Here is a 19,296-nt window from a genome sequence, read left to right on the forward strand (position 1 = left end):
AGGTCCGAATCGGGGCCATGATCTTAGAGGCTCGCCCCAAAGTGGCTGCCTAAAGCCGTGGAGCCGACCGCCCCAGCCCCCACCTTCCCCACCCCACCCCACCTTCTCCTCGCCCCCCGCCTCCTACTCACTGCGGCGAGTGGTGGTTCACGGTCGGCAGGGCCGTCCGGCATCGGTGGGCTGGGAGCTCCCGCGGTATCGGCTGGCGGTGCGGTCCCTGCTCGGGTGCAGGCCGGGGGTCTTCCTGCTGCCTTCGAGGCGTGCGGCAGGGTGCCGGCCACTGCCTTGGTGGGGGTCGACCATCCCGGCTTGGGGCCGTGGCCACGGGTAGTGGGTTAGCCCGCTGTGTGCCGCCGCCGCGATCCGGCCTCTTCGGTAACCCAAAGCTTCTGTGACCTGCTGTGCGGCTCTCCCCTGTGCCCTGTGGACCGGTGCTGGGTTCTTGGCCCCTTGGGGGCGACGGGCGGTCGGTGCCCCGCGGCCGGTGGCGGAGACATGGAGGCGGCGGGGCGGCGGCCGACCGGCGCCGCCCCGTTGTGGGGCCCTCGGTCCTTCGGACTGATCCCTTTGGGACGGCTCGGGTCTGTGGTCTTGATGAGGTAGAGAAACCTGTAACGACCCCGCGGGTGATCAGTCGGCGGGCCAGACATAGCAAACGGCGTCGGCCTGTTGATCGCGGTTGTAGTGGTGGATGAGGTGTCCGAACTTTCGGCACCCCAACTTCTCGTACAGTCGTATCGCTGCCGTGTCCTTGACCATCACTTCAAAGACGAGGCGAACGCCTTCTTGCTGGGCATACTTCATGACAGCTCGGGTGAGGTCTTTCCCTATCCCCGTCCCCCGAGCCTCCGGAGCTACGAAGAGCCGTGTAGCGACGATGACCTTGGACGGGGTCTCGCCACTTTTCTCCATCCAAAGTGCTGCTGCGTCGTCGTCGGGCTGGCTGACTCCTATGTGTCCGACGATGTGTCCATCCATCACGCCGACCCATGCCTGTATCAGTTCGGGAGTCCTGAGCCAGGCTTCCGGCTGATCCACTCCCTCGACGGGGTAACCGTCTGTGGCGTGGACTGCTCGTAGGACTGTTGCGGCTGCGCCTACGTCATCTTCACGACGTAGGCGTACTGTGCAGGTTTGTCCTGATGCCCCATCAGTGGGCATGGGCTTGGCTCCCCTCAGTCAGTAGGCAGCTCGTATGTCAAGACGTTCTCTTCGGCTCGGAGCACGAAGTGACTGAGATCCATGGCGGTCTCGTCTTGGTCATAGCTGATGTGGACAACATCAAGGACGGGTGTGCCCGGCTCGGCACCGAGCTGTTGCGCTTCCTCGTACCGGGGCATTCGAGCCTGCACCTCTTCGAGCATCCGGCACAGCCTGTGCCCAAGGTCTTCGAAGGCTGCGTAGATCCCTCCGGGACCTGGGACGGCTTCCTCAAGTGAGGTGTCGCCCGCGATGGACAGCGGGATGTACGTGTTCACGAGCTGCACGGCTCGCCCATCGACCCGATATGTGTTTTCTCGCCGTACGACTTTGGCGCCTGCTGGAAGTGCAAGTCGTTCCGCTACCCAGCGAGGCGGGTCGATTCGGTTGATCGCGGTGACTTCGACGGAGGGTGTCCGTCCCTGCGCCTCCACTTCGGTGCGGAAGGGTGCTTTGCCGGCCTCGCGCCAACGCCTCGCGTACCGATCGTGAGCGTGCCGGATGAGTTGGGCGCGCCTCTTCACGAACACTCCGCGCCCGACCTGGCTTTCAACCAGACCCGTGGATTTCAGCAAGCCGACGACCTTGCTGGCTGTGCCGCTAGAGATCGCGTAGCGCTCCACCAACTCGCGCTCGGAAGGCAGCACAGTGCCGGGGGCAAGGTCACCCGACTCGATCGCCCTGCGGAGTTCGTCGGCGACTTCGCGACTGCGGGGGAGTCGCTTACCGGTGGTCATTTCGTGGGCCTCCTTCGGGTCTACAGCCCACTCTATGCCTCCTTAGGGAGGTCACCATAGGGAAGTTTTGTCGAACCGCTTGACGACCTCCTTAAGGAGGCTGAGACTCGTGTCACAGGGAGACCTCCTTAAGGAGACCTCCTCATAGAAGACATGAAGCGGGGCGACGCCCTACCGCCAAGCAGATGCGTCGCCCCTAGTTCCCCATGAAGGGAAGTTCCATCATGCCTGCGACGCTGAGTGCTTCGCGAACTGTGGCCATCACTCCGGCCGTGATCGCGGAACTGCCGCCCGTGTCCCTGCTGCTGGCCTTATACGCCTCGGACTGGGTGCACGAGTCGCGCCCCGACACGGCAAAGCTCGCCGCGTTTGTCATCGACGGTGTGCACCGGCTGGGCCTGGCCGAACTGCTCGACCAGATGTGCCACTTGGTGGGCTTCTGGCAGCACTGCGAGACGGACACCGCTACCTGCGAGATCTGGGCCGACTACCGGCAGCGCTTCGATCACTACCGGCTCATCCATTGCACGCTCACCCGCGCCCAGCTCGCCGGGGTCCGTCGTCACCTGCTCGCCCTCGACGCTGAGGCGGTGGCGGCATGAGCACCGCAACGATCACCGGGAATGAGCGGCTGCGTGGTGCGATGGTCGCCGCGAACGTGACCATCGAGGTTCTGGCCGCTCGTGTCGGCATCGACCCCAAGAGCGTGGAACGGTGGCTGACCACCGACCGCACTCCGCACGCTCGGCACGCCCACGCGGCCGCCCGGCTCCTGCAGGCTGATCCGTGCCACCTGTGGCCGGTCCTGGGCGAGCGCCAGCGTTCCCGCCCGGTCCCGCAGGATGAGGTCGTCGCCGCGTACGCGACCCGTGCCACCGTGCCGATGGAGCTGTGGCGTACCGTCCTGGCCTCCGCTACCTCGTCGCTGGATCTCGTGCTGGCGAACCTGGCCTTCGTCGCCCATGCGGTCGGTGATCTGCCCGGATTGATCGAGCAGAAAGCGGCGGCCGGTGTCCGCGTCCGTGTGGTAATCCCCGAGACGGTGACCGGCCGTGCCGCGCAGATCGCCGACGGACTCGCGATGGTGGCCGAGTTGCCCGGCGTTCAGCTCGCTGCTCATGCCGGGCTCGTCTCCGACGTGCTGCGCGCCGACAATGATCTGCTGGTGTCCACCCCGGTGGACGGGCTGATCCCCTCTCTGGCGCCGGTCCTGCATCTGCGGCGTCTGGGTCCGGCTCCGCTGGCCGGTGGCTACCTGGCCAGCCTGGATCACCTGATGATGAGCGCCGAACCGTACCTGCCCTCCCCCGTGGTGCCGCTGCGGGCGGTGGTCGCGTGACGGGCTACCCCGTTGCCCCCGAGGCCGTGGCCGGTGTCGCGGCCTCGCTGGGCACCGACCCACTGGCCCTGGCCGACCTGCTGCGCGTGGCCAACGCGCCCGGCTTCGACCGGTGGCAAGAACAGATCAAGCGCACGGGCGGCTGTTCCGACCCCATCCACCTGATGGGTCAGACCACCACCCGCGACCGCCAGACTGGTGATGTCCTGTATTCCTACTCCACCGCTGAGGAGCCGGGTGGACGCCTGCGGATCGCCTGCGGCAACCGCCGCGCCTCCCGCTGCCCCTCCTGCGCCTGGACCTACGCGGGGGACGTCTACCACCTGATCCGTGCCGGGATCACCGGGGATCCCCGCATGAACATCCCCGGCCGAATCCGCCAGCACCCCGGCGTCTTCGCCACCCTCACCGCACCCTCCTTCGGCCCGGTCCACAACCGTATTGAAAATCGCGGTCAGCTGTCTTTTGCGCAAAAGGGACACCGTTGCCGCTGTGGCCGCAACCATGCAGCCGATGACGATGTGTTGGGTACTGCCCTTGATCCGGCCACGTACGACTATGCAGGGGCGGTGCTGTGGAACAACCATGCCGGGCAGCTCTGGCAGCGCTTCACCATCTATCTGCGCCGTGAGGTCGCCGCCCGTGCGGGCCTGTCCCAACGCGCACTTCCCGAGCACTGCCGGATCTCCTTCGGCAAGGTCGCCGAATTCCAAAAACGCGGCGCCATCCACTTCCATGCCGTGGTGCGCCTGGACGGACCCGACGGACCGGACTCCCCGCCCCCTGCCTGGGCCAGCGTCGCCCTGCTCGGGGAAGCGATCCGGGCTGCTGCCGCGCGCGTCGCGGTCTCCGTGCCCTCGGCCGGCACCCACCCCGCCCGGATGCTGCGCTGGGGAAGCCAGGTCGATGTGCAGTCCATCGGCGGCCTGGACGGCGTCGAACTCGACGACTCGGCCGTGGCCTCCTACGTCGCCAAGTACGCCACCAAAGCCGCCGAAACCACCGGCACCGTAGACCGCCGCATCGGCGAGCTGTCCGAACTCGACAAGCTGCCCGGCCTGCCCGCCCACGCACGACGCCTCATCGAAGCCTGCTGGGCCCTGGACGCCGACTACCCGGACCGGCTACTGGCGCACTGGTCCCACATGCTCGGCTTCCGCGGGCACTTCATGACCAAATCCCGCGCCTACTCCACCACCCTCAGCGCACGCCGACAGGTCCGCGCCGACTACCGCGCCCGGCAAGAACGCCGCGAACGGGGCCTGCCCGAAGTCGACGATGCGGAGGGCTCCACGCTGGTCATGGCCCACTGGACCTACGCCGGACACGGCCACACCCCCGGCGAATCCTGGCTCGCCGCCTCCATCGCCCGGGATCTCCACCTGAACCGCGAAACCGCACGTGACGCGCTAGCTGATCTGTCTGATCTCGATGAGCTGGGGGCTTGGGATGACTGACGAGCTGCTGACTGTTCCAGAGGTCATGGCCTGGCTCAAAGTCGGCCGCACCACGGTCTACGACTTGATCCGTACTCATCGCCTGCCCTCCCTGACGATCGGCCGCAGTCGTCGTATCCCGGTGGACGGGGTCCGGTCGTACCTCGCTTCGCGGCTTGAGTATGAGGAGGCTGCCTGATGGCGAAGCGTCGGCCCAACGGCGGCGGCACGATCACCAAGCGGTCGGACGGGCGCTATCAGGGTGCCGCCTACGTGACCAACACGGACGGCCACCGGGTCCGCAAGTACGTCTATGGCCGGACCTGGGACGAGACCAACGAAAAGCTCGGCAAGCTCCAGGAACAGGAGCGCAACGGCATTCCGGTGCCCTCACGTGCGTGGACGGTCGGCGAATGGCTCGCGTACTGGATCAAGCACATCGTTGAACCGAACCTGGAGTTCAACACCTACTCCAAGTACGAGTCCAAGGTCCGGCTCTACCTCTGTCCACACCTGGGGAAAAAACCGCTCACCCGCCTTTCGGCCGCGCAGGTGAGGGTCTTCATGGCGGCGCTCGCAGCCGACGAGATCCCTGCCGCGACACGGTTCGAGGTGCTGCGCACGTTGCGGAACGCGCTGAACCGCGCGATCAAGGAAGAGATCCTGACTCGCAATGTGGCGCTGCTGGTGGACATGCCGAAGGTCGGAAAGGAGAGGGCCAAGCCGTGGAATCCCCAGGAAGCGGTCACCTTCCTGCGGTCCTCTCGGGCCCATCGGCTGTTCGCCGCGTTCGTCCTGGTGCTGGTCTTGGGTCTGCGGCGAAGTGAGGTGCTGGGGCTGCGCTGGCAGGACGTCGATTTCGAGTACCGCCAGTTCACACCGGTCAAGCAGGTTCAGCGGGTGCGTGGGGAGCTGGTCCTCAAGGATCTCAAGACAGAGTCCTCCCATGCTGCTCTGCCGCTGCCTGGGTTCTGCGCTCGGGTCCTGGAGGAGCGCCGCTATCTGCAAGACCTGGAACGGCAGATTGCCGGTGACCACTGGGAACAGGCGCCGGATGCAGACCTGATCTTCTCGGAGCGGCACGGCGGGATGATCGAGCCCCGCGGCTTCTCCCGTACCTTCGGCGCCCTGGTGAAGCGCTCCGGAGTGAGGCGGATCACGGTCCGGCTCGCCCGACACACCTGTGGCAGCCTGCTCGCCTACCTCAAGGTGCACCCGAAGGTCGCGCAGGTGATCCTTCGGCATAGTCAGATCAGCATGACCATGGACGTGTACACCCACCTGGTGGGCGACGAGCAGCGTGAGGCTACTGACCTCCTGGCCGAGCTACTGGAAGATCCATTGATCGGCTGATGTCACCCGTAGATGTCAAAGACCCCCAACCATGATCGGCTGGGGGTCTTTGTGCTGGTGGGGCTAACAGGATTTGAACCTGTGGCCTCATCCTTATCAGGGATGCGCTCTAACCAACTGAGCTATAGCCCCGCCGCGCTGCGGTGTGTGTCCCGCGCGCTGACCTCTGAAGATTAGCGCACCTGGGCGCCAGTCCCAAAATCGATACCCACGCGCGGGGCGGCACGGCTGCGGAGAGGACTACTCGTCCTCGGCCAGGGTCAGCTCGACGCCGCCCACGAAGCCCGCGGAGAGGTTGTAGATGAAGGCGCCCAGCGTCGCCAGGGCCGTCGCCAGGACGACGTCGATGACCGCGATGATCGACGTGAACAGCAGGACGCGCGGCAGCGACAGGAAGGATTGCAGGTCGAAGCCGTTGGACTCGTTCGAGCCCGTCGCTTCGGAGATCGTGCCGCCGACCGTCGAGAAGACGCCCATCGCGTCCATGACCATCCACAGGACGGCCGCCGCGACGATCGTGCAGATGCCGAGCGCGATGGAGAGCAGGAAGCTGACCTTCATCACCGACCAGGGGTCGGCCTTGGCCACCCGGAGCCGCGCCTTGCGCGTGCGCGGCGTGGTGCGCGCCCCGGTGCGCGGCCAACGCGCACCGCCGGCCTGCGCGCCCTGCTGATACGCCTGCGGCGGGTGGTACGGCTGGGACGACTGCTGCTGAGGCTGTCGCTCCCCCGGCAGCGCTCCACTGGCCGCGCCCGCCGCACTGACCCCGCCCGTTCCGGCGGCCCCACCCGCTCCAGCGGCCCCGCCCGTTCCGGCCGCCTTCTTGTTCTTGCCCTTGCCCTTGGCCTTGCCCGCGCCTGCCGCGTACGAGGCGTCGTACTGGTCGGCGGTCTGACCAGTGGTCTCCGGCCCTCGGGTGTCCGTCACAGTCCCCCCCTGGGATCCATGAGACTCGTCGGAGTCGTGTGCATCAGTGGCGGAGCCACGGGCACCTTCCGTGCCGGTAGTGCCGGTCCGGTTCGCCCCGGCGCCCGTGGCTCCACTCACGATGACTCACTCCTCGCGCTACTCGGCCGAGGAGTCCGTGCCCTCGTCCGTACCGGCGGCCGGCTCGGCACCGTTCGATTCGTCGACGACGATGTCCCCGTCGACTTCTTCGGCCTCGCGCCCGGCCTCGGCGTTACGAGCGATGCCGACCACGGCATCGCGCTTGCCCAGGTTGATCAGTTGGACGCCCATGGTGTCACGGCCCGTCTCCCTGATCTCGTTGACTCGCGTACGAATCACACCGCCGGACAGCGTGATGGCGAGGATCTCGTCGGTCTCCTCGACCACCAGGGCGCCGACGAGCGACCCGCGGTCCTCCACGATCTTGGCGGCCTTGATGCCGAGGCCACCGCGACCCTGGACGCGGTACTCGTCGACGTTGGTCCGCTTCGCGTACCCACCGTCGGTGGCGGTGAACACGAACGTACCTGGACGAACGACATTCATCGAGAGCAGTTCGTCGCCGTCGCGGAAACTCATTCCCTTGACGCCCGAAGTGGCGCGGCCCATCGGGCGCAGCGCGTCGTCCGTTGCGGTGAACCGGATCGACTGGGCCTTCTTGCTGATGAGCAGCAGATCGTCCTCGGCCGAGACGAGCTCGGCGCCGATCAGCTCGTCGTCCGAACCGTCGTCCGTCTCACGGAGGTTGATGGCGATGACACCACCGGAGCGAGGCGAGTCGTAGTCCTTGAGGGGGGTCTTCTTGACCAGGCCGCCCTTGGTGGCGAGCACCAGGTAGGGCACCGCTTCGTAGTCGCGGATCGCGAGGATCTCGGCGATCTGCTCGTCCGGCTGGAAGGCGAGGAGGTTGGCGACGTGCTGGCCGCGGGCCTCGCGGCCGGCGTCGGGCAGTTCGTACGCCTTCGCGCGGTAGACGCGGCCCTTGTTCGTGAAGAACAGCAGCCAGTGGTGTGTCGTCGACACGAAGAAGTGGTCGACGATGTCGTCCTGCTTCAGCTTCGTGCCACGCACGCCCTTGCCGCCGCGCTTCTGCGAGCGGTAGTCCTCGGTCTTGGTGCGCTTGATGTAGCCGCCGCGCGTGATGGTGACGACGATGTCCTCTTCGGCGATCAGGTCCTCGATGGACATGTCGCCGTCGAAGGGCACCAGGGCGGAGCGACGGTCCTCGCCGAACTTGTCGACGATCGCCGCGAGCTCCTCGCTGATGATCTGACGCTGCTTCTCGGGGGAGGCCAGGATCGAGTTGTACTCGTTGATCTTCGCCTGGAGCTCGTCGTGCTCGGCGACGATCTTCTGGCGCTCCAGGGCGGCGAGGCGGCGCAGCTGCATCTCGAGGATGGCGTTCGCCTGGATCTCGTCGATCGCCAGGAGGCCCATCAGGCCCTCCCGCGCGATGTCGACGGTCTGGCTGCCGCGGATGAGCGCGATGACCTCGTCGATGGCGTCCAGGGCCTTCAGGAGGCCACGCAGGATGTGTGCGCGCTCCTCGGCCTTGCGCAGCCGGAACTTCGTGCGCCGGACGATGACCTCGATCTGGTGCGTCACCCAGTGGCGGATGAACGCGTCCAGCGAGAGGGTGCGCGGCACACCGTCGACCAGCGCCAGCATGTTGGCGCTGAAGTTCGACTGGAGGTCGGTGTGCTTGTAGAGGTTGTTCAGGACGACCTTGGCGACCGCGTCGCGCTTCAGGACGATGACGAGGCGCTGGCCGGTGCGCGAGGACGACTCGTCGCGGACGTCGGCGATGCCGCCGACCTTGCCGTCCTTGACCAGGTCGGCGATCTTCTGCGCGAGGTTGTCCGGATTGGTCTGGTACGGCAGCTCGGTGACGACCAGGCACTGGCGGTTCTGGATCTCCTCGACCGCGACGACCGCGCGCATCGTGATGGAGCCACGGCCCGTGCGGTACGCCTCCTCGATGCCCTTGCGGCCCACCACCAGGGCACCGGTCGGGAAGTCGGGGCCCTTGATGCGCTCGATGAGGGCGTCGAGCAGCTCCTCGTGCGAGGCGTCGGGGTGCTCCAGGGCCCACTGCGCGCCCGCCGCGACCTCGCGGAGGTTGTGCGGCGGGATGTTGGTGGCCATGCCGACCGCGATGCCCGCGGAGCCGTTGATCAGCAGGTTCGGGAAGCGCGCCGGCAGGACCGTCGGCTCCTGGTTGCGGCCGTCGTAGTTGTCCGTGAAGTCGACGGTCTCCTCGTCGATGTCACGGACCATCTCCATGGCCAGCGGCGCCATCTTGCACTCGGTGTACCGCATGGCGGCCGCCGGGTCGTTGCCCGGGGAGCCGAAGTTGCCGTTGGAGTCCACCAGCGGCATCCGCATCGACCACGGCTGGGCGAGGCGCACCAGGGCGTCGTAGATGGAGGAGTCGCCGTGCGGGTGGTACGTGCCCATGACGTCGCCGACGACGCGGGCGCACTTGTAGAAGCCCTTCTCGGGGCGGTAGCCGCCGTCGTACATCGCGTACAGGACGCGGCGGTGGACGGGCTTCAGACCGTCGCGTACGTCGGGCAGCGCGCGGGACACGATGACGGACATCGCGTAGTCCAGGTACGAGCGCTGCATCTCCGTCTCGAGCCCGACGGGCTCGACACGCATGCCCACGCCGGGAACGACGGGTTCCTCTTCGGGCGTCACAGGGGTGTTCTCGTCGGCCATTGCTGGTCAAAGTCCTTTCGAGGTGCGGCTTGTACGGGCCGACTCAGATGTCGAGGAAACGAACGTCCTTGGCATTGCGCTGAATGAACGAGCGCCGTGCCTCGACGTCCTCTCCCATCAGCACCGAGAAGAGGTCGTCGGCCTGCGCCGCGTCGTCCAGGGTGACCTGTCCGAGCACGCGGTGTTCCTGGTCCATCGTCGTGATGCGCAGCTCCTCGGCGTTCATCTCGCCGAGGCCCTTGAAGCGCTGGACCGAGTCGTCCTTGATGCGCTTGCCGGCCTGGCGGCCGAGCTCCACCAGGGCGTCGCGCTCGCGGTCCGAGTACGCGTACTGGAAGTCGTCCCGCGACCACTTGATCTTGTAGAGCGGCGGGCGGGACAGGTAGATGTGCCCGGCCTCGACCAGCGGCCGCATGAAGCGGAAGAGGAACGTCAGGAGCAGCGTGTTGATGTGCTGACCGTCGACGTCGGCGTCCGCCATCAGGATGATCTTGTGATAGCGGAGCTTCTCGATGTCGAAGTCCTCGTGCACACCGGTGCCGAAGGCGGAGATGAGCGCCTGGACTTCCTGGTTGTGCAGGATCTTGTCGACGCGGGCCTTCTCGACGTTCAGGATCTTGCCTCGGATGGGCAGGATCGCCTGGTACATCGGGTTGCGGCCGGACTTCGCCGAACCACCGGCGGAGTCACCCTCGACGATGAAGATCTCGCACTTGGTGGGGTCGTTCGACTGGCAGTCGGAGAGCTTGCCCGGCAGGGACGCCGTCTCCAGGAGGCCCTTGCGGCGGGTCAGGTCGCGCGCCTTGCGGGCGGCCACGCGCGCGGTGGCGGCCTGGATGCCCTTGCGGATGATGTCCGCGGCCTCGTTGGGGTTGCGGTCGAACCAGTCCGTGAGGTGCTCGTGGACGACCTTCTGGACGAAGGTCTTCGCCTCCGTGTTGCCCAGCTTGGTCTTCGTCTGGCCCTCGAACTGGGGCTCGCCGAGCTTGACCGAGATGATCGCGGTCAGACCCTCGCGGATGTCCTCACCCGTGAGGTTGTCGTCCTTCTCGCGGAGCAGCTTCTTCTCGCGCGCGTAGCGGTTCACCAGGCCCGTCAGCGCGGCCCTGAAGCCCTCTTCGTGCGTACCGCCCTCGTGCGTGTGGATCGTGTTCGCGAAGGAGTACACGCCCTCGGTGTACTGCGAGTTCCACTGCATCGCGATCTCGGCCGAGAGGAGGCGGTCCTTGTCCTCGGCCTCGACGTCGATGACGGTCGGGTGGACGACCTCGCCCTTGCGGGAGTTGAGGTACTTCACGAAGTCGACGATGCCGCCTTCGTAGTGGTACGTCACCGTGCGGGCCTCGGCGGCCTCGTCGTCGGTCGCCTCGGCCGAGTCCGCACCCGCCGTGGCCTTCGCCGACTCGCGCTCATCAGTGAGTTTGATCGTCAAACCCTTGTTGAGGAACGCCATCTCCTGGAAGCGCCGCGACAGCGTCTCGAAGGAGTACTCGGTCGTCTCGAAGATGTCCCCGTCGGCCCAGAAGGTGACGGTGGTGCCGGTCTCCTGGGTGGCCTCGTGCCGCTCCAGGGGCGCGGTCGGGGCGCCGCCCTTGTAGTCCTGCGTCCAGCGGTAGCCGTCGGTCTTGATCTCGACGGAGAGCTTCGTGGAGAGAGCGTTCACCACGGACACACCGACGCCGTGCAGACCACCGGAGACGGCGTAACCGCCGCCGCCGAACTTGCCGCCCGCGTGCAGCACGGTGAGCACGACCTCGACGGCCGGCTTCTTCTCGACGGGGTGGATGCCCACCGGAATGCCACGGCCGTTGTCGATCACGCGCACGCCGCCGTCGGCGAGGATCGTGACGTCGATCGTGTCCGCGTGGCCGGCCAGCGCCTCGTCGACGGAGTTGTCCACGACCTCCTGCACCATGTGGTGCAGGCCGCGCTCGCCGGTCGAGCCGATGTACATGCCCGGTCGCTTGCGGACCGCGTCCAGACCCTCGAGGACGGTGATGGCGCTGGCGTCGTACGAGGCGGTGACCTCGCCGTTCTCGCCGACGGCGGTGGACGGGATGTTCTCGTTGGGGTTGCCGGAATCGGCCACGAAGCGCCCTTTCTGGCACAGCACAAGCCAAGCTCCCGGCGGTGGCCGGAGCGGCTGCGTCGTTCAGCGATAGTCAGCGTTGCTCGGTGCGTCCCACAAGTGGGGCGGGATTAGCTTCCAGTCTACCGGTAGCGCTGACAGTGATGGGGGTTTGCCGGTACCTGAGTCCTCATGTGCCGCCCTGAACCGGCCTCGGCCGACTCCCCATATGCGGCCCAGGGCTCCAGAACGCTCACAGCGGCACTCAGCGCTTCGAGCCGTCAACCGCCAGCAACGGTCACCGACGGTCTCAGCCGTAGGTGTCGCCGGGGCCCGTGCTACCGGGTGCGCGCAAGGGTCCGAAGCGGCGCGGGGGGCCTCCGGGACCGAGGACCTTGATGAGGCGCACGGTGCCGTGGCCCAGGTCCTCGTTGAGGCGTGCGACCAGCTGGGGAGCCATGAGACGCAGCTGGGTGGCCCACGCCGTGGAGTCGCACTGCACGGTCAGGACCCGCTCGTCCTCGTCGTACCGCTGGGGTACGCAGTGGTTGGCCAGATCGTCGCCGACGATCTGCGGCCAGCGGCCCATCACGCCGCCCACCGCGGCGGGCGTCTCCCAGCCGCGCTCGGTGATCAGACGGTTGATCGCGGAGCCGAGCGGCAGCGGATCGCGCCCGTCCGCGCGCGCGCCGGACCGCAGCCCGCCGCGCCGGGCCTGCTTCTTCTGCTGTGCGGCGTCCCCACGCGCGCGTGCCTGTTCCTTGGCGGCACGCAGGGCCACCCTGGCGAGGTCGACGCCGGAGGGCTCGGGTGTCTTCGGGGTCCCCGCGGCGGTCTCCTTGGGGGCACCCTCGGCAGGCTCTCCGGAGCTCATACGCGCTCCACCGCGCCGTCCGACACCTGGAACCGCGTACCGGTGAGCACGCCCGGCACGTCGTCGTCCACGGCGGCGGTGACGAGAACCTGCTCGCCGGGGGCCACCAGCTCCGCGAGCCGCTCCCTGCGGCGGGCGTCCAGCTCCGCGAAGACGTCGTCGAGGACGAGCACCGGCTCATTGCCCTCGGCCCTGAGCAGGTCGTACGAGGCGAGGCGCAGCGCCAGGGCGTACGACCAGGACTCGCCGTGGCTCGCGTACCCCTTCGCGGGGAGCTGGCCCAGCTTGAGCAGCAGGTCGTCGCGGTGCGGGCCGACCAGGGTGACGCCCCGCTCGATCTCCTGCTTGCGTGCCTCTTCGAGGGCGGCGATCAGCTGCTCGTAGAGCGCCTCGCGGGTGTGTGCGTCGCCGGGTGCCGACGGCTTGTACTCCAGAGAGACGGGGCCGCCGCCGGGTGCCAGCTGTTCGTACGCCTTGTCGGCCAGCGGTTGCAGCGCCGAGATCAGGTCGAGCCGCTGGGCGAGCAGCTCGGCTCCCGCGCGCGCGAGGTGCTGGTCCCAGACGTCGAGCGTGGACAGGTCCATGGAGCGGCCGCCGTGTCGGCGGGCGAGTGCGGCGGACTTCAGGAGGGTGTTGCGCTGCTTCAGGACCCGGTCGTAGTCGGAGCGGACCCCGGCCATGCGCGGGGAGCGCGCGGTGATCAGCTCGTCGAGGAAGCGCCGGCGCTCTCCGGGGTCACCCTTGATCAGCGCGAGGTCTTCGGGCGCGAACAGCACCGTGCGGACGATGCCCAGTACGTCGCGTGGTCTGACCTGCGAGGACCTGTTGATGCGGGCGCGGTTGGCCTTGCCGGGGTTGAGTTCGAGCTCGACCAGCTGCTGGCGCTCGCCCTGGCGGACCTGCGCCCTGATGACGGCGCGCTCGGCGCCCATCCGCACCAGTGGGGCGTCCGAGGAGACCCGGTGGCTGCCGAGTGTGGCGAGATAGCCGACGGCCTCGACGAGGTTGGTCTTGCCCTGCCCGTTCGGGCCCACGAACGCGGTGACGCCCGGGTCGAGAGGGACCTCGACCCGGGCGTACGAGCGGAAGTCGGCCAGCGAGAGATGCGTGACGTGCATGGTGTGCGCCGACCTCCCCCGGCCTACTTCACTTGCTGAGAGGCCTGTGCGCAACGGCTGCGGTTGCGCACAGGCTGTGGATCAGTTTTCGCTCTTGGACTCCACCGCGTGGCCGCCGAACTGGTTGCGCAGCGCGGCGATCATCTTCATCTGCGGCGAGTCGTCCTGGCGCGAGGCGAACCGGGCGAAGAGCGAGGCCGTGATCGCGGGCAGCGGCACGGCGTTGTCGATGGCGGCCTCCACCGTCCACCGGCCCTCTCCGGAGTCCTGCGCGAAGCCGCGCAGCTTCTCCAGGTGCTCGTCGTCGTCCAGGGCGTTGACCGCGAGGTCGAGCAGCCAGGAACGGATGACCGTGCCCTCCTGCCAGGAGCGGAAGACCTCACGGACGTCCGTGACCGAGTCGACCTTCTCCAGGAGCTCCCAGCCCTCGGCGTAGGCCTGCATCATGGCGTACTCGATGCCGTTGTGGACCATCTTCGCGAAGTGGCCCGCGCCGACCTTGCCCGCGTGCACCGAGCCGAAGTCACCCTCCGGCTTCAGGGCGTCGAAGATGGGCTGCACCTTGGCGACGTCGTCCTTGTCGCCGCCGTACATCAGCGCGTAGCCGTTCTGGAGGCCCCAGACGCCGCCGGAGACGCCGCAGTCGACGAAGCCGATGCCCTTGGCCTTCAGCTCCTCGGCGTGCTTCTCGTCGTCGGTCCAGCGGGAGTTCCCGCCGTCCACGACGACGTCGCCGGGCTGCAGCAGCTCGGAGAGTTCGTCGATGGTGGACTGGGTCGCGGCCCCTGCCGGGACCATCACCCACACCACCCGCGGGCCCTTGAGTTTGCCCACAAGCTCTTCGAGGCTGGGGACATCCGCGAGGTCCGGGTTGCGGTCGTATCCGATGACGGTGTGACCTGCGCGGCGGATGCGCTCGCGCATGTTGCCGCCCATCTTGCCGAGGCCGACGAGACCGAGCTCCATCAGAGGTTCCTTCACTAGCGAGGTGGCGTTACGGCACTTTCGTACCTGCGTCCGAGCCTACGCCCGGACGCACGCACACACCTGTGGGCTCAGCCGCTCAGACGTACAGGCATGATCAGGTACTTGTAGGCCTCGTCCGCCTCGGCGTCCACGGCCGGCTTGCCGCTCAGCAGCGCGGGCTTCGTCGACGTGGTGAAAGAGAGCTGGGCGACCGGCGAGTCGATGGCACTGAGGCCGTCGAGCAGGAACGTCGGGTTGAAGGCGATGGAGATGTCGTCGCCGTCCAGCTGGGCGTCGACCCTTTCCACAGCCTGTGCGTCGTCGCTGGAGCCCGCCTCCAGGATCAGCACGCCCTGCTCGAAGCTGAGCCGCACCGGAGTGTTGCGCTCGGCCACCAGGGCCACACGCTTGACGGCCTCTACGAAGGGGGCCGTTTCGATCACCGCGACCGAGTTGAACTCGGTGGGGAACAGCGTGCGGTACTTCGGCAGGTCGCCCTCGAGGAGACGCGTGGTCGTACGCCGGCCGGCGCCCTCGAAGCCGATGAGGCCCTCGCCGGCACCCGAGCCGGACAGGGCCAGGGTGACCGTGTCGCCGCTCGTGAGGGCCTTGGCGGTGTCCAGGAGCGTCTTGGCGGGCACCAGGGCCACCGCGGACGCCTCGGGGTTCTCCGGCTTCCACAGGAACTCGCGGACCGCGAAGCGGTAGCGGTCGGTGGAGGCCAGGGTGACCGTGTCACCCTCGATCTCGATGCGCACACCGGTCAGCACCGGCAGCGTGTCGTCGCGGCCCGCGGCGATGGCCACCTGGGAGGCGGCGGAGGCGAAGACCTCACCGGGGACGGTGCCCGTGGCGGTCGGCATCTGCGGCAGCGCCGGGTACTCCTCCACAGGAAGTGTGTGGAGTGTGAATCGCGAGGAGCCGCAGACGACCGTCGCCCGTACACCGTCTGTGGAGATCTCCACCGGGCGGTTGGGGAGGGCGCGGCAGATGTCCGCGAGGAGTCGGCCCGACACGAGGACGGTGCCTTCCTCGTCGATCTCGGCGTCCACCGAGACGCGCGCCGAGACCTCGTAGTCGAAGCTCGACAGGCTCAGTGCGCCTTCCTCGGCCTTCAGCAGCAGGCCCGCGAGGACGGGCGCAGGCGGCCGGGCCGGGAGGCTGCGCGCCGCCCAGGCCACCGCCTCCGCGAGTACGTCGCGTTCAACCCGGATCTTCACCTAAGCCGCCCTCCTGCTGTTGCTGGCTGCTCTCGCCCGCTGGGCCTGTGGCCCTCGTCGTCTGACTCGGTGTCTCTCAGCCATGCCGTGGGAAGGACACCGGGGACCAGTCTGACGCACTGCACTGACAGTCGGTGCCTGTCGGGGTCAAGTCGTGCCGAGCGGTGTCGGAGCTCCGGAGCGAGAGTTGTGCACAGCCCCAGCTTCGAAACCATTTCCCCGGTCTCTCTAGTTGGGAGTAGTAGTAGGGGCTGTGGAAACCGTGGATAACCGCGAAAGCGCTGGTCAGGCCCGGTTTTTTATCCACTGTCCCTGTGGGCGGCACCCGTGGACAACCAGGTGTTTCTGTGGACGGGCGGAAGTTCTGCACACCCGGTGCACAGGCAGGGGCCACTTCTCCCCAGCGCTGTCCCCAGCTTTACCCAGCTTCCCCACAGGCCAACCCACCACCTTGGTGTGACGCCTTTCACTCGACTCGGTGAGGAGGCGCGTCACGTTGCCGAACAGTGGACAGGCGTGTGGAGAAGCTGGGGAAAGCTGGGGACAACGAGCGCGAGCCTGTGGGCCGCCGGTGGACAACTCCATGCACACCCTGTGGACGAGATATTCCTCCACAGCCTGTGGACAGTCTCCGTCCACGAATCCACAGACACCTGACCTGGCCTGATGATCTCTCAGCAGCGTCCCCTGTGGACAGTGTCTGGACAACTTCCCCCTCCCCAGGGTGTGGAAGGGAAAAAGTCCGCAGATCTGTGGAGAACAGCCACCTGAGCAGGGGAAATCGAACAGCGGCGACCCGCACGCACGCGTGGCGACCGCGCCGTTCCGCCCGCGGCGGGCCCCCTAGACGCCCAGACGTGCCTCACGGCACGCCAAAAAGGCGCCCCAGGAGAAGTCCTGGAGCGCCCTCAGCGACGTTCTACGGAGGCTGTCAGCCGTTCTTGATGCGGTTGGTGAGCTCGGTGACCTGGTTGTAGATGGAGCGCCGCTCAGCCATCAGCGCGCGGATCTTGCGGTCCGCGTGCATGACCGTCGTGTGGTCGCGGCCGCCGAACTGTGCGCCGATCTTCGGCAAGGAGAGGTCGGTCAGCTCACGGCACAGGTACATGGCGATCTGGCGCGCCGTCACCAGCACGCGGCTGCGCGAGGATCCGCACAGGTCGTCCACCGTCAGCCCGAAGTAGTCGGCCGTCGCCGCCATGATGGCCGGCGCGGTGATCTCCGGAGCCGCGTCCTCACCGCCCGGGATGAGGTCCTTGAGGACGATCTCGGTGAGACCCAGGTCCACGGGCTGCCGATTGAGCGACGCGAACGCGGTGACCCGGATCAGCGCGCCCTCCAGCTCACGGATGTTCCGCGAGATGCGCGACGCGATGAACTCCAGGACCTCCGGAGGGGCGTTGAGCTGCTCCTGCACCGCCTTCTTACGGAGGATCGCGATGCGCGTCTCCAGCTCCGGCGGCTGGACATCGGTGATCAGGCCCCACTCGAAGCGGTTGCGCAGCCTGTCCTCGAGGGTCACCAGCTGCTTGGGCGGCCGGTCACTGGAGAGCACGATCTGCTTGTTCGCGTTGTGGAGCGTGTTGAAGGTGTGGAAGAACTCCTCCTGCGTCGACTCCTTGTCCGCGAGGAACTGGATGTCGTCGACCAACAGGATGTCCATCTCGCGGTAGCGCTTGCGGAAGCTGTCGCCCTTGCCGTCGCGGATGGAGTTGATGAACTCGTTGGTGAATTCCTCCGAGCTCACATACCGCACGCGCGTGCCGGGGTAGAGGCTGCGGGCGTAGTGCCCGATCGCGTGCAGCAGGTGCGTTTTGCCGAGACCCGACTCCCCGTAGATGAAGAGGGGGTTGTACGCCTTCGCGGGCGCCTCCGCGACGGCGACCGCGGCCGCGTGCGCGAAACGGTTCGACGCACCGATGACGAAGGTGTCGAAGAGGTACTTCGGATTGAGGCGGGCGGTCGGCTCACCGGGGCCCGTCGCGGGCGCCGGCTGCGCGGCCAGCGGCCCGGGGGCGCCGCTCGACGAGGTGGGGCCGACCGGGCCGCCCCGGTGGACGCCGCCGCCGCGCGGCCCTCCGGGCGGCTCGGACATGTCGTGACGCTCGCGCCGGTCCTGCGGCTCGGGGCGCCGCTGCTCGTACGGCGAACGGTCCTGCGGAGGCTGCGAGCGGTAGTCGTGCTGCGGCTGCTGGACCGGGTTCGCGTACGGATCACGGTCGGGGTAGGCGAGCCGCGGCTGCTGCCAGCCGTAGTCGTCCTGGGGCTGCGGCCAGGCGCCGGGGCCCGGGCGCTGGTACTCCGGGTAGGCCGGGCGCGCGGTGGGCAGCTGGTCGGACCGGGAGTCGCCCTGGTGCTCGTCCGCGGGGCGCCGTCCGTAATTCTCGTACGCCTCACGCCCCTGACCGGAGGCGGGCGGCAGCTCGGGCTCTTCGTACCGCTGCTGCTGGTGGTTGTGCTGTTGCTGCTGTGTGTGCTGGTGCTGCATGGGCGGCGCCGGCGGGCCCGCGGGTTCCCCCACGGAGTCGTCGACGGTGATGGCGATGCGGATCGGGCGCCCGCATTCGCGGCTCAACGTCTCGCTGACCACCGGGGCCAGGCGGCCCTCCAGTACGCCCTTGGCGAATTCGTTCGGAACGGCGAGCAGGGCGGTGTCGGCGACGAGCGCCAGGGGCTGGCAGCTCCGGAGCCACCGCTCGTCCTTCGCCTCGACTCCCTGCCCGCGGCCTTCACCCAGCAGATGTTCCAGAACTCGTGGCCACACTGCGGCAAGATCGGCAGGTACGTCAGCCACAGGGCACGCTCTCTCACGGGGTCCCACGAACGTGTGGTTCGCGGGACGGAAATCGGGATGGGGAGGGGGAAGGGAACGAATCGGAGTTCCGTCACGGTAGTCAGGGCGACGGCTGCGGTTCAAGTTGTTGTCCACAGGCTGTGCACAGTGTCTCCCCTCCATGGCCGGTTTGACCGGATGGCGTAGCCCCGCGTACCGTGACCAGGTCGAGTTGTCGATGGCTGCTGCCGCCTGCCTCCGATGGGCAAAGATCACGATCTGTGATTGTGAAGCGGTGCACTCGGTGCGTATTCGCGAGCTTCTCGTGGGCGCACGGTGACAGCCAGGCGATGTCCCGCCACCAACGAATCATTTCTGGAGCCCCCGAGTGAGCAAGCGCACCTTCCAGCCGAACAACCGTCGTCGCGCCAAGACCCACGGCTTCCGGCTGCGCATGCGCACCCGTGCCGGCCGCGCGATTCTCGCGTCCCGCCGTGGCAAGGGTCGCGCCCGCCTGTCCGCCTGATCCTGATCAGGTCATGA

At 67.7% G+C, this 19,296-nt stretch carries 16 protein-coding genes and 1 tRNA gene; 6 read left to right on the top strand and 11 right to left on the bottom strand.

The features are described 5' to 3' along the window. Positions 1-630 precede the first annotated feature (630 nt). Positions 631-1,161 carry a GNAT family N-acetyltransferase gene (locus ACZ4Z4_RS31645; RefSeq protein ID WP_468334963.1) on the bottom strand — a complete coding sequence of 177 codons (531 nt, stop codon included), beginning with the start codon at positions 1,159-1,161 and terminating at the stop codon, positions 631-633. Positions 1,162-1,175: 14 nt separating this feature from the next. Beyond that, positions 1,176-1,937, bottom strand: a complete 762-nt coding sequence (locus tag ACZ4Z4_RS31650; RefSeq protein ID WP_468334966.1) for a GntR family transcriptional regulator — start codon at positions 1,935-1,937, stop codon at positions 1,176-1,178. 224 nt (positions 1,938-2,161) lie between these two features. Here ACZ4Z4_RS31650 and ACZ4Z4_RS31655 point away from each other — a divergent pair, with 224 nt between their 5' ends. The 5 genes from ACZ4Z4_RS31655 to ACZ4Z4_RS31675 are packed head-to-tail and all read left to right on the top strand — an operon-like array spanning position 2,162 to position 6,065. Further along, positions 2,162-2,539 (top strand): hypothetical protein, encoded by a 378-nt coding sequence (locus tag ACZ4Z4_RS31655; RefSeq protein WP_468334969.1) that lies wholly within the window; start codon positions 2,162-2,164, stop codon positions 2,537-2,539. Further along, on the top strand, positions 2,536-3,276 hold the full coding sequence (locus ACZ4Z4_RS31660) for a hypothetical protein (RefSeq protein ID WP_468334972.1): 741 nt from the start codon (positions 2,536-2,538) through the stop codon (positions 3,274-3,276). Before ACZ4Z4_RS31655 ends, ACZ4Z4_RS31660 begins: the two co-directional genes overlap by 4 nt. Before the next feature lie 26 nt (positions 3,277-3,302). After that, positions 3,303-4,733: a replication initiator protein RepSA gene (repSA, locus tag ACZ4Z4_RS31665; RefSeq protein WP_468335547.1), complete on the top strand. Its 1,431-nt coding sequence runs from the start codon at positions 3,303-3,305 to the stop codon at positions 4,731-4,733. Beyond that, on the top strand, positions 4,726-4,911 hold the full coding sequence (locus ACZ4Z4_RS31670; protein ID WP_468334974.1) for a helix-turn-helix domain-containing protein: 186 nt from the start codon (positions 4,726-4,728) through the stop codon (positions 4,909-4,911). Before repSA ends, ACZ4Z4_RS31670 begins: the two co-directional genes overlap by 8 nt. After that, positions 4,911-6,065 carry a site-specific integrase gene (locus ACZ4Z4_RS31675; protein ID WP_468334977.1) on the top strand — a complete coding sequence of 385 codons (1,155 nt, stop codon included), beginning with the start codon at positions 4,911-4,913 and terminating at the stop codon, positions 6,063-6,065. Before ACZ4Z4_RS31670 ends, ACZ4Z4_RS31675 begins: the two co-directional genes overlap by 1 nt. 55 nt (positions 6,066-6,120) lie before the next feature. On the opposite strand, the gene ACZ4Z4_RS31680 is transcribed toward ACZ4Z4_RS31675, so the two are convergent. The 9 genes from ACZ4Z4_RS31680 to dnaA all read right to left on the bottom strand — a co-directional run bounded on the left by ACZ4Z4_RS31680 (position 6,121) and on the right by dnaA (position 18,774). Continuing rightward, positions 6,121-6,197, bottom strand: a tRNA-Ile gene (locus ACZ4Z4_RS31680). A 108-nt stretch (positions 6,198-6,305) separates the two neighbouring features. After that, on the bottom strand, positions 6,306-7,112 hold the full coding sequence (locus ACZ4Z4_RS31685; RefSeq protein WP_468334980.1) for a DUF3566 domain-containing protein: 807 nt from the start codon (positions 7,110-7,112) through the stop codon (positions 6,306-6,308). A gap of 18 nt (positions 7,113-7,130) precedes the next feature. Continuing rightward, a complete protein-coding gene (gyrA, locus tag ACZ4Z4_RS31690; protein WP_468334983.1) occupies positions 7,131-9,734 on the bottom strand; it encodes a DNA gyrase subunit A in 2,604 nt (867 codons plus the stop codon). 43 nt (positions 9,735-9,777) lie between these two features. After that, positions 9,778-11,847, bottom strand: a complete 2,070-nt coding sequence (gyrB, locus tag ACZ4Z4_RS31695; RefSeq protein WP_468334986.1) for a DNA topoisomerase (ATP-hydrolyzing) subunit B — start codon at positions 11,845-11,847, stop codon at positions 9,778-9,780. Between the two features lie 265 nt (positions 11,848-12,112). Continuing rightward, positions 12,113-12,676, bottom strand: a complete 564-nt coding sequence (locus ACZ4Z4_RS31700) for a DciA family protein (protein WP_468334989.1) — start codon at positions 12,674-12,676, stop codon at positions 12,113-12,115. Next, entirely contained in the window at positions 12,673-13,794 is a 1,122-nt protein-coding gene (recF, locus tag ACZ4Z4_RS31705) for a DNA replication/repair protein RecF (protein WP_468334992.1), read from the bottom strand. The genes ACZ4Z4_RS31700 and recF overlap by 4 nt, the downstream gene beginning before the upstream one ends. An 81-nt stretch (positions 13,795-13,875) precedes the next feature. Further along, positions 13,876-14,760 carry a phosphogluconate dehydrogenase (NAD(+)-dependent, decarboxylating) gene (gene gnd / locus ACZ4Z4_RS31710; protein ID WP_468334996.1) on the bottom strand — a complete coding sequence of 295 codons (885 nt, stop codon included), beginning with the start codon at positions 14,758-14,760 and terminating at the stop codon, positions 13,876-13,878. 89 nt (positions 14,761-14,849) lie between these two features. Next, positions 14,850-15,980 (bottom strand): DNA polymerase III subunit beta, encoded by a 1,131-nt coding sequence (dnaN, locus tag ACZ4Z4_RS31715; protein ID WP_150169944.1) that lies wholly within the window; start codon positions 15,978-15,980, stop codon positions 14,850-14,852. Between the two features lie 931 nt (positions 15,981-16,911). Then, the gene (gene dnaA / locus ACZ4Z4_RS31720) at positions 16,912-18,774 is read right to left on the bottom strand and encodes a chromosomal replication initiator protein DnaA (RefSeq protein ID WP_468334998.1); all 1,863 of its coding nucleotides are present in this window, start codon (positions 18,772-18,774) and stop codon (positions 16,912-16,914) included. A 367-nt stretch (positions 18,775-19,141) separates the two neighbouring features. On the opposite strand from dnaA, the gene rpmH reads away from it, so the two are divergent. Then, a complete protein-coding gene (rpmH, locus tag ACZ4Z4_RS31725; RefSeq protein WP_003949374.1) occupies positions 19,142-19,279 on the top strand; it encodes a 50S ribosomal protein L34 in 138 nt (45 codons plus the stop codon). The last annotated feature ends 17 nt before the right edge of the window (positions 19,280-19,296 follow it).

Source organism: Streptomyces sp. NPDC030245 (assembly GCF_055572995.1).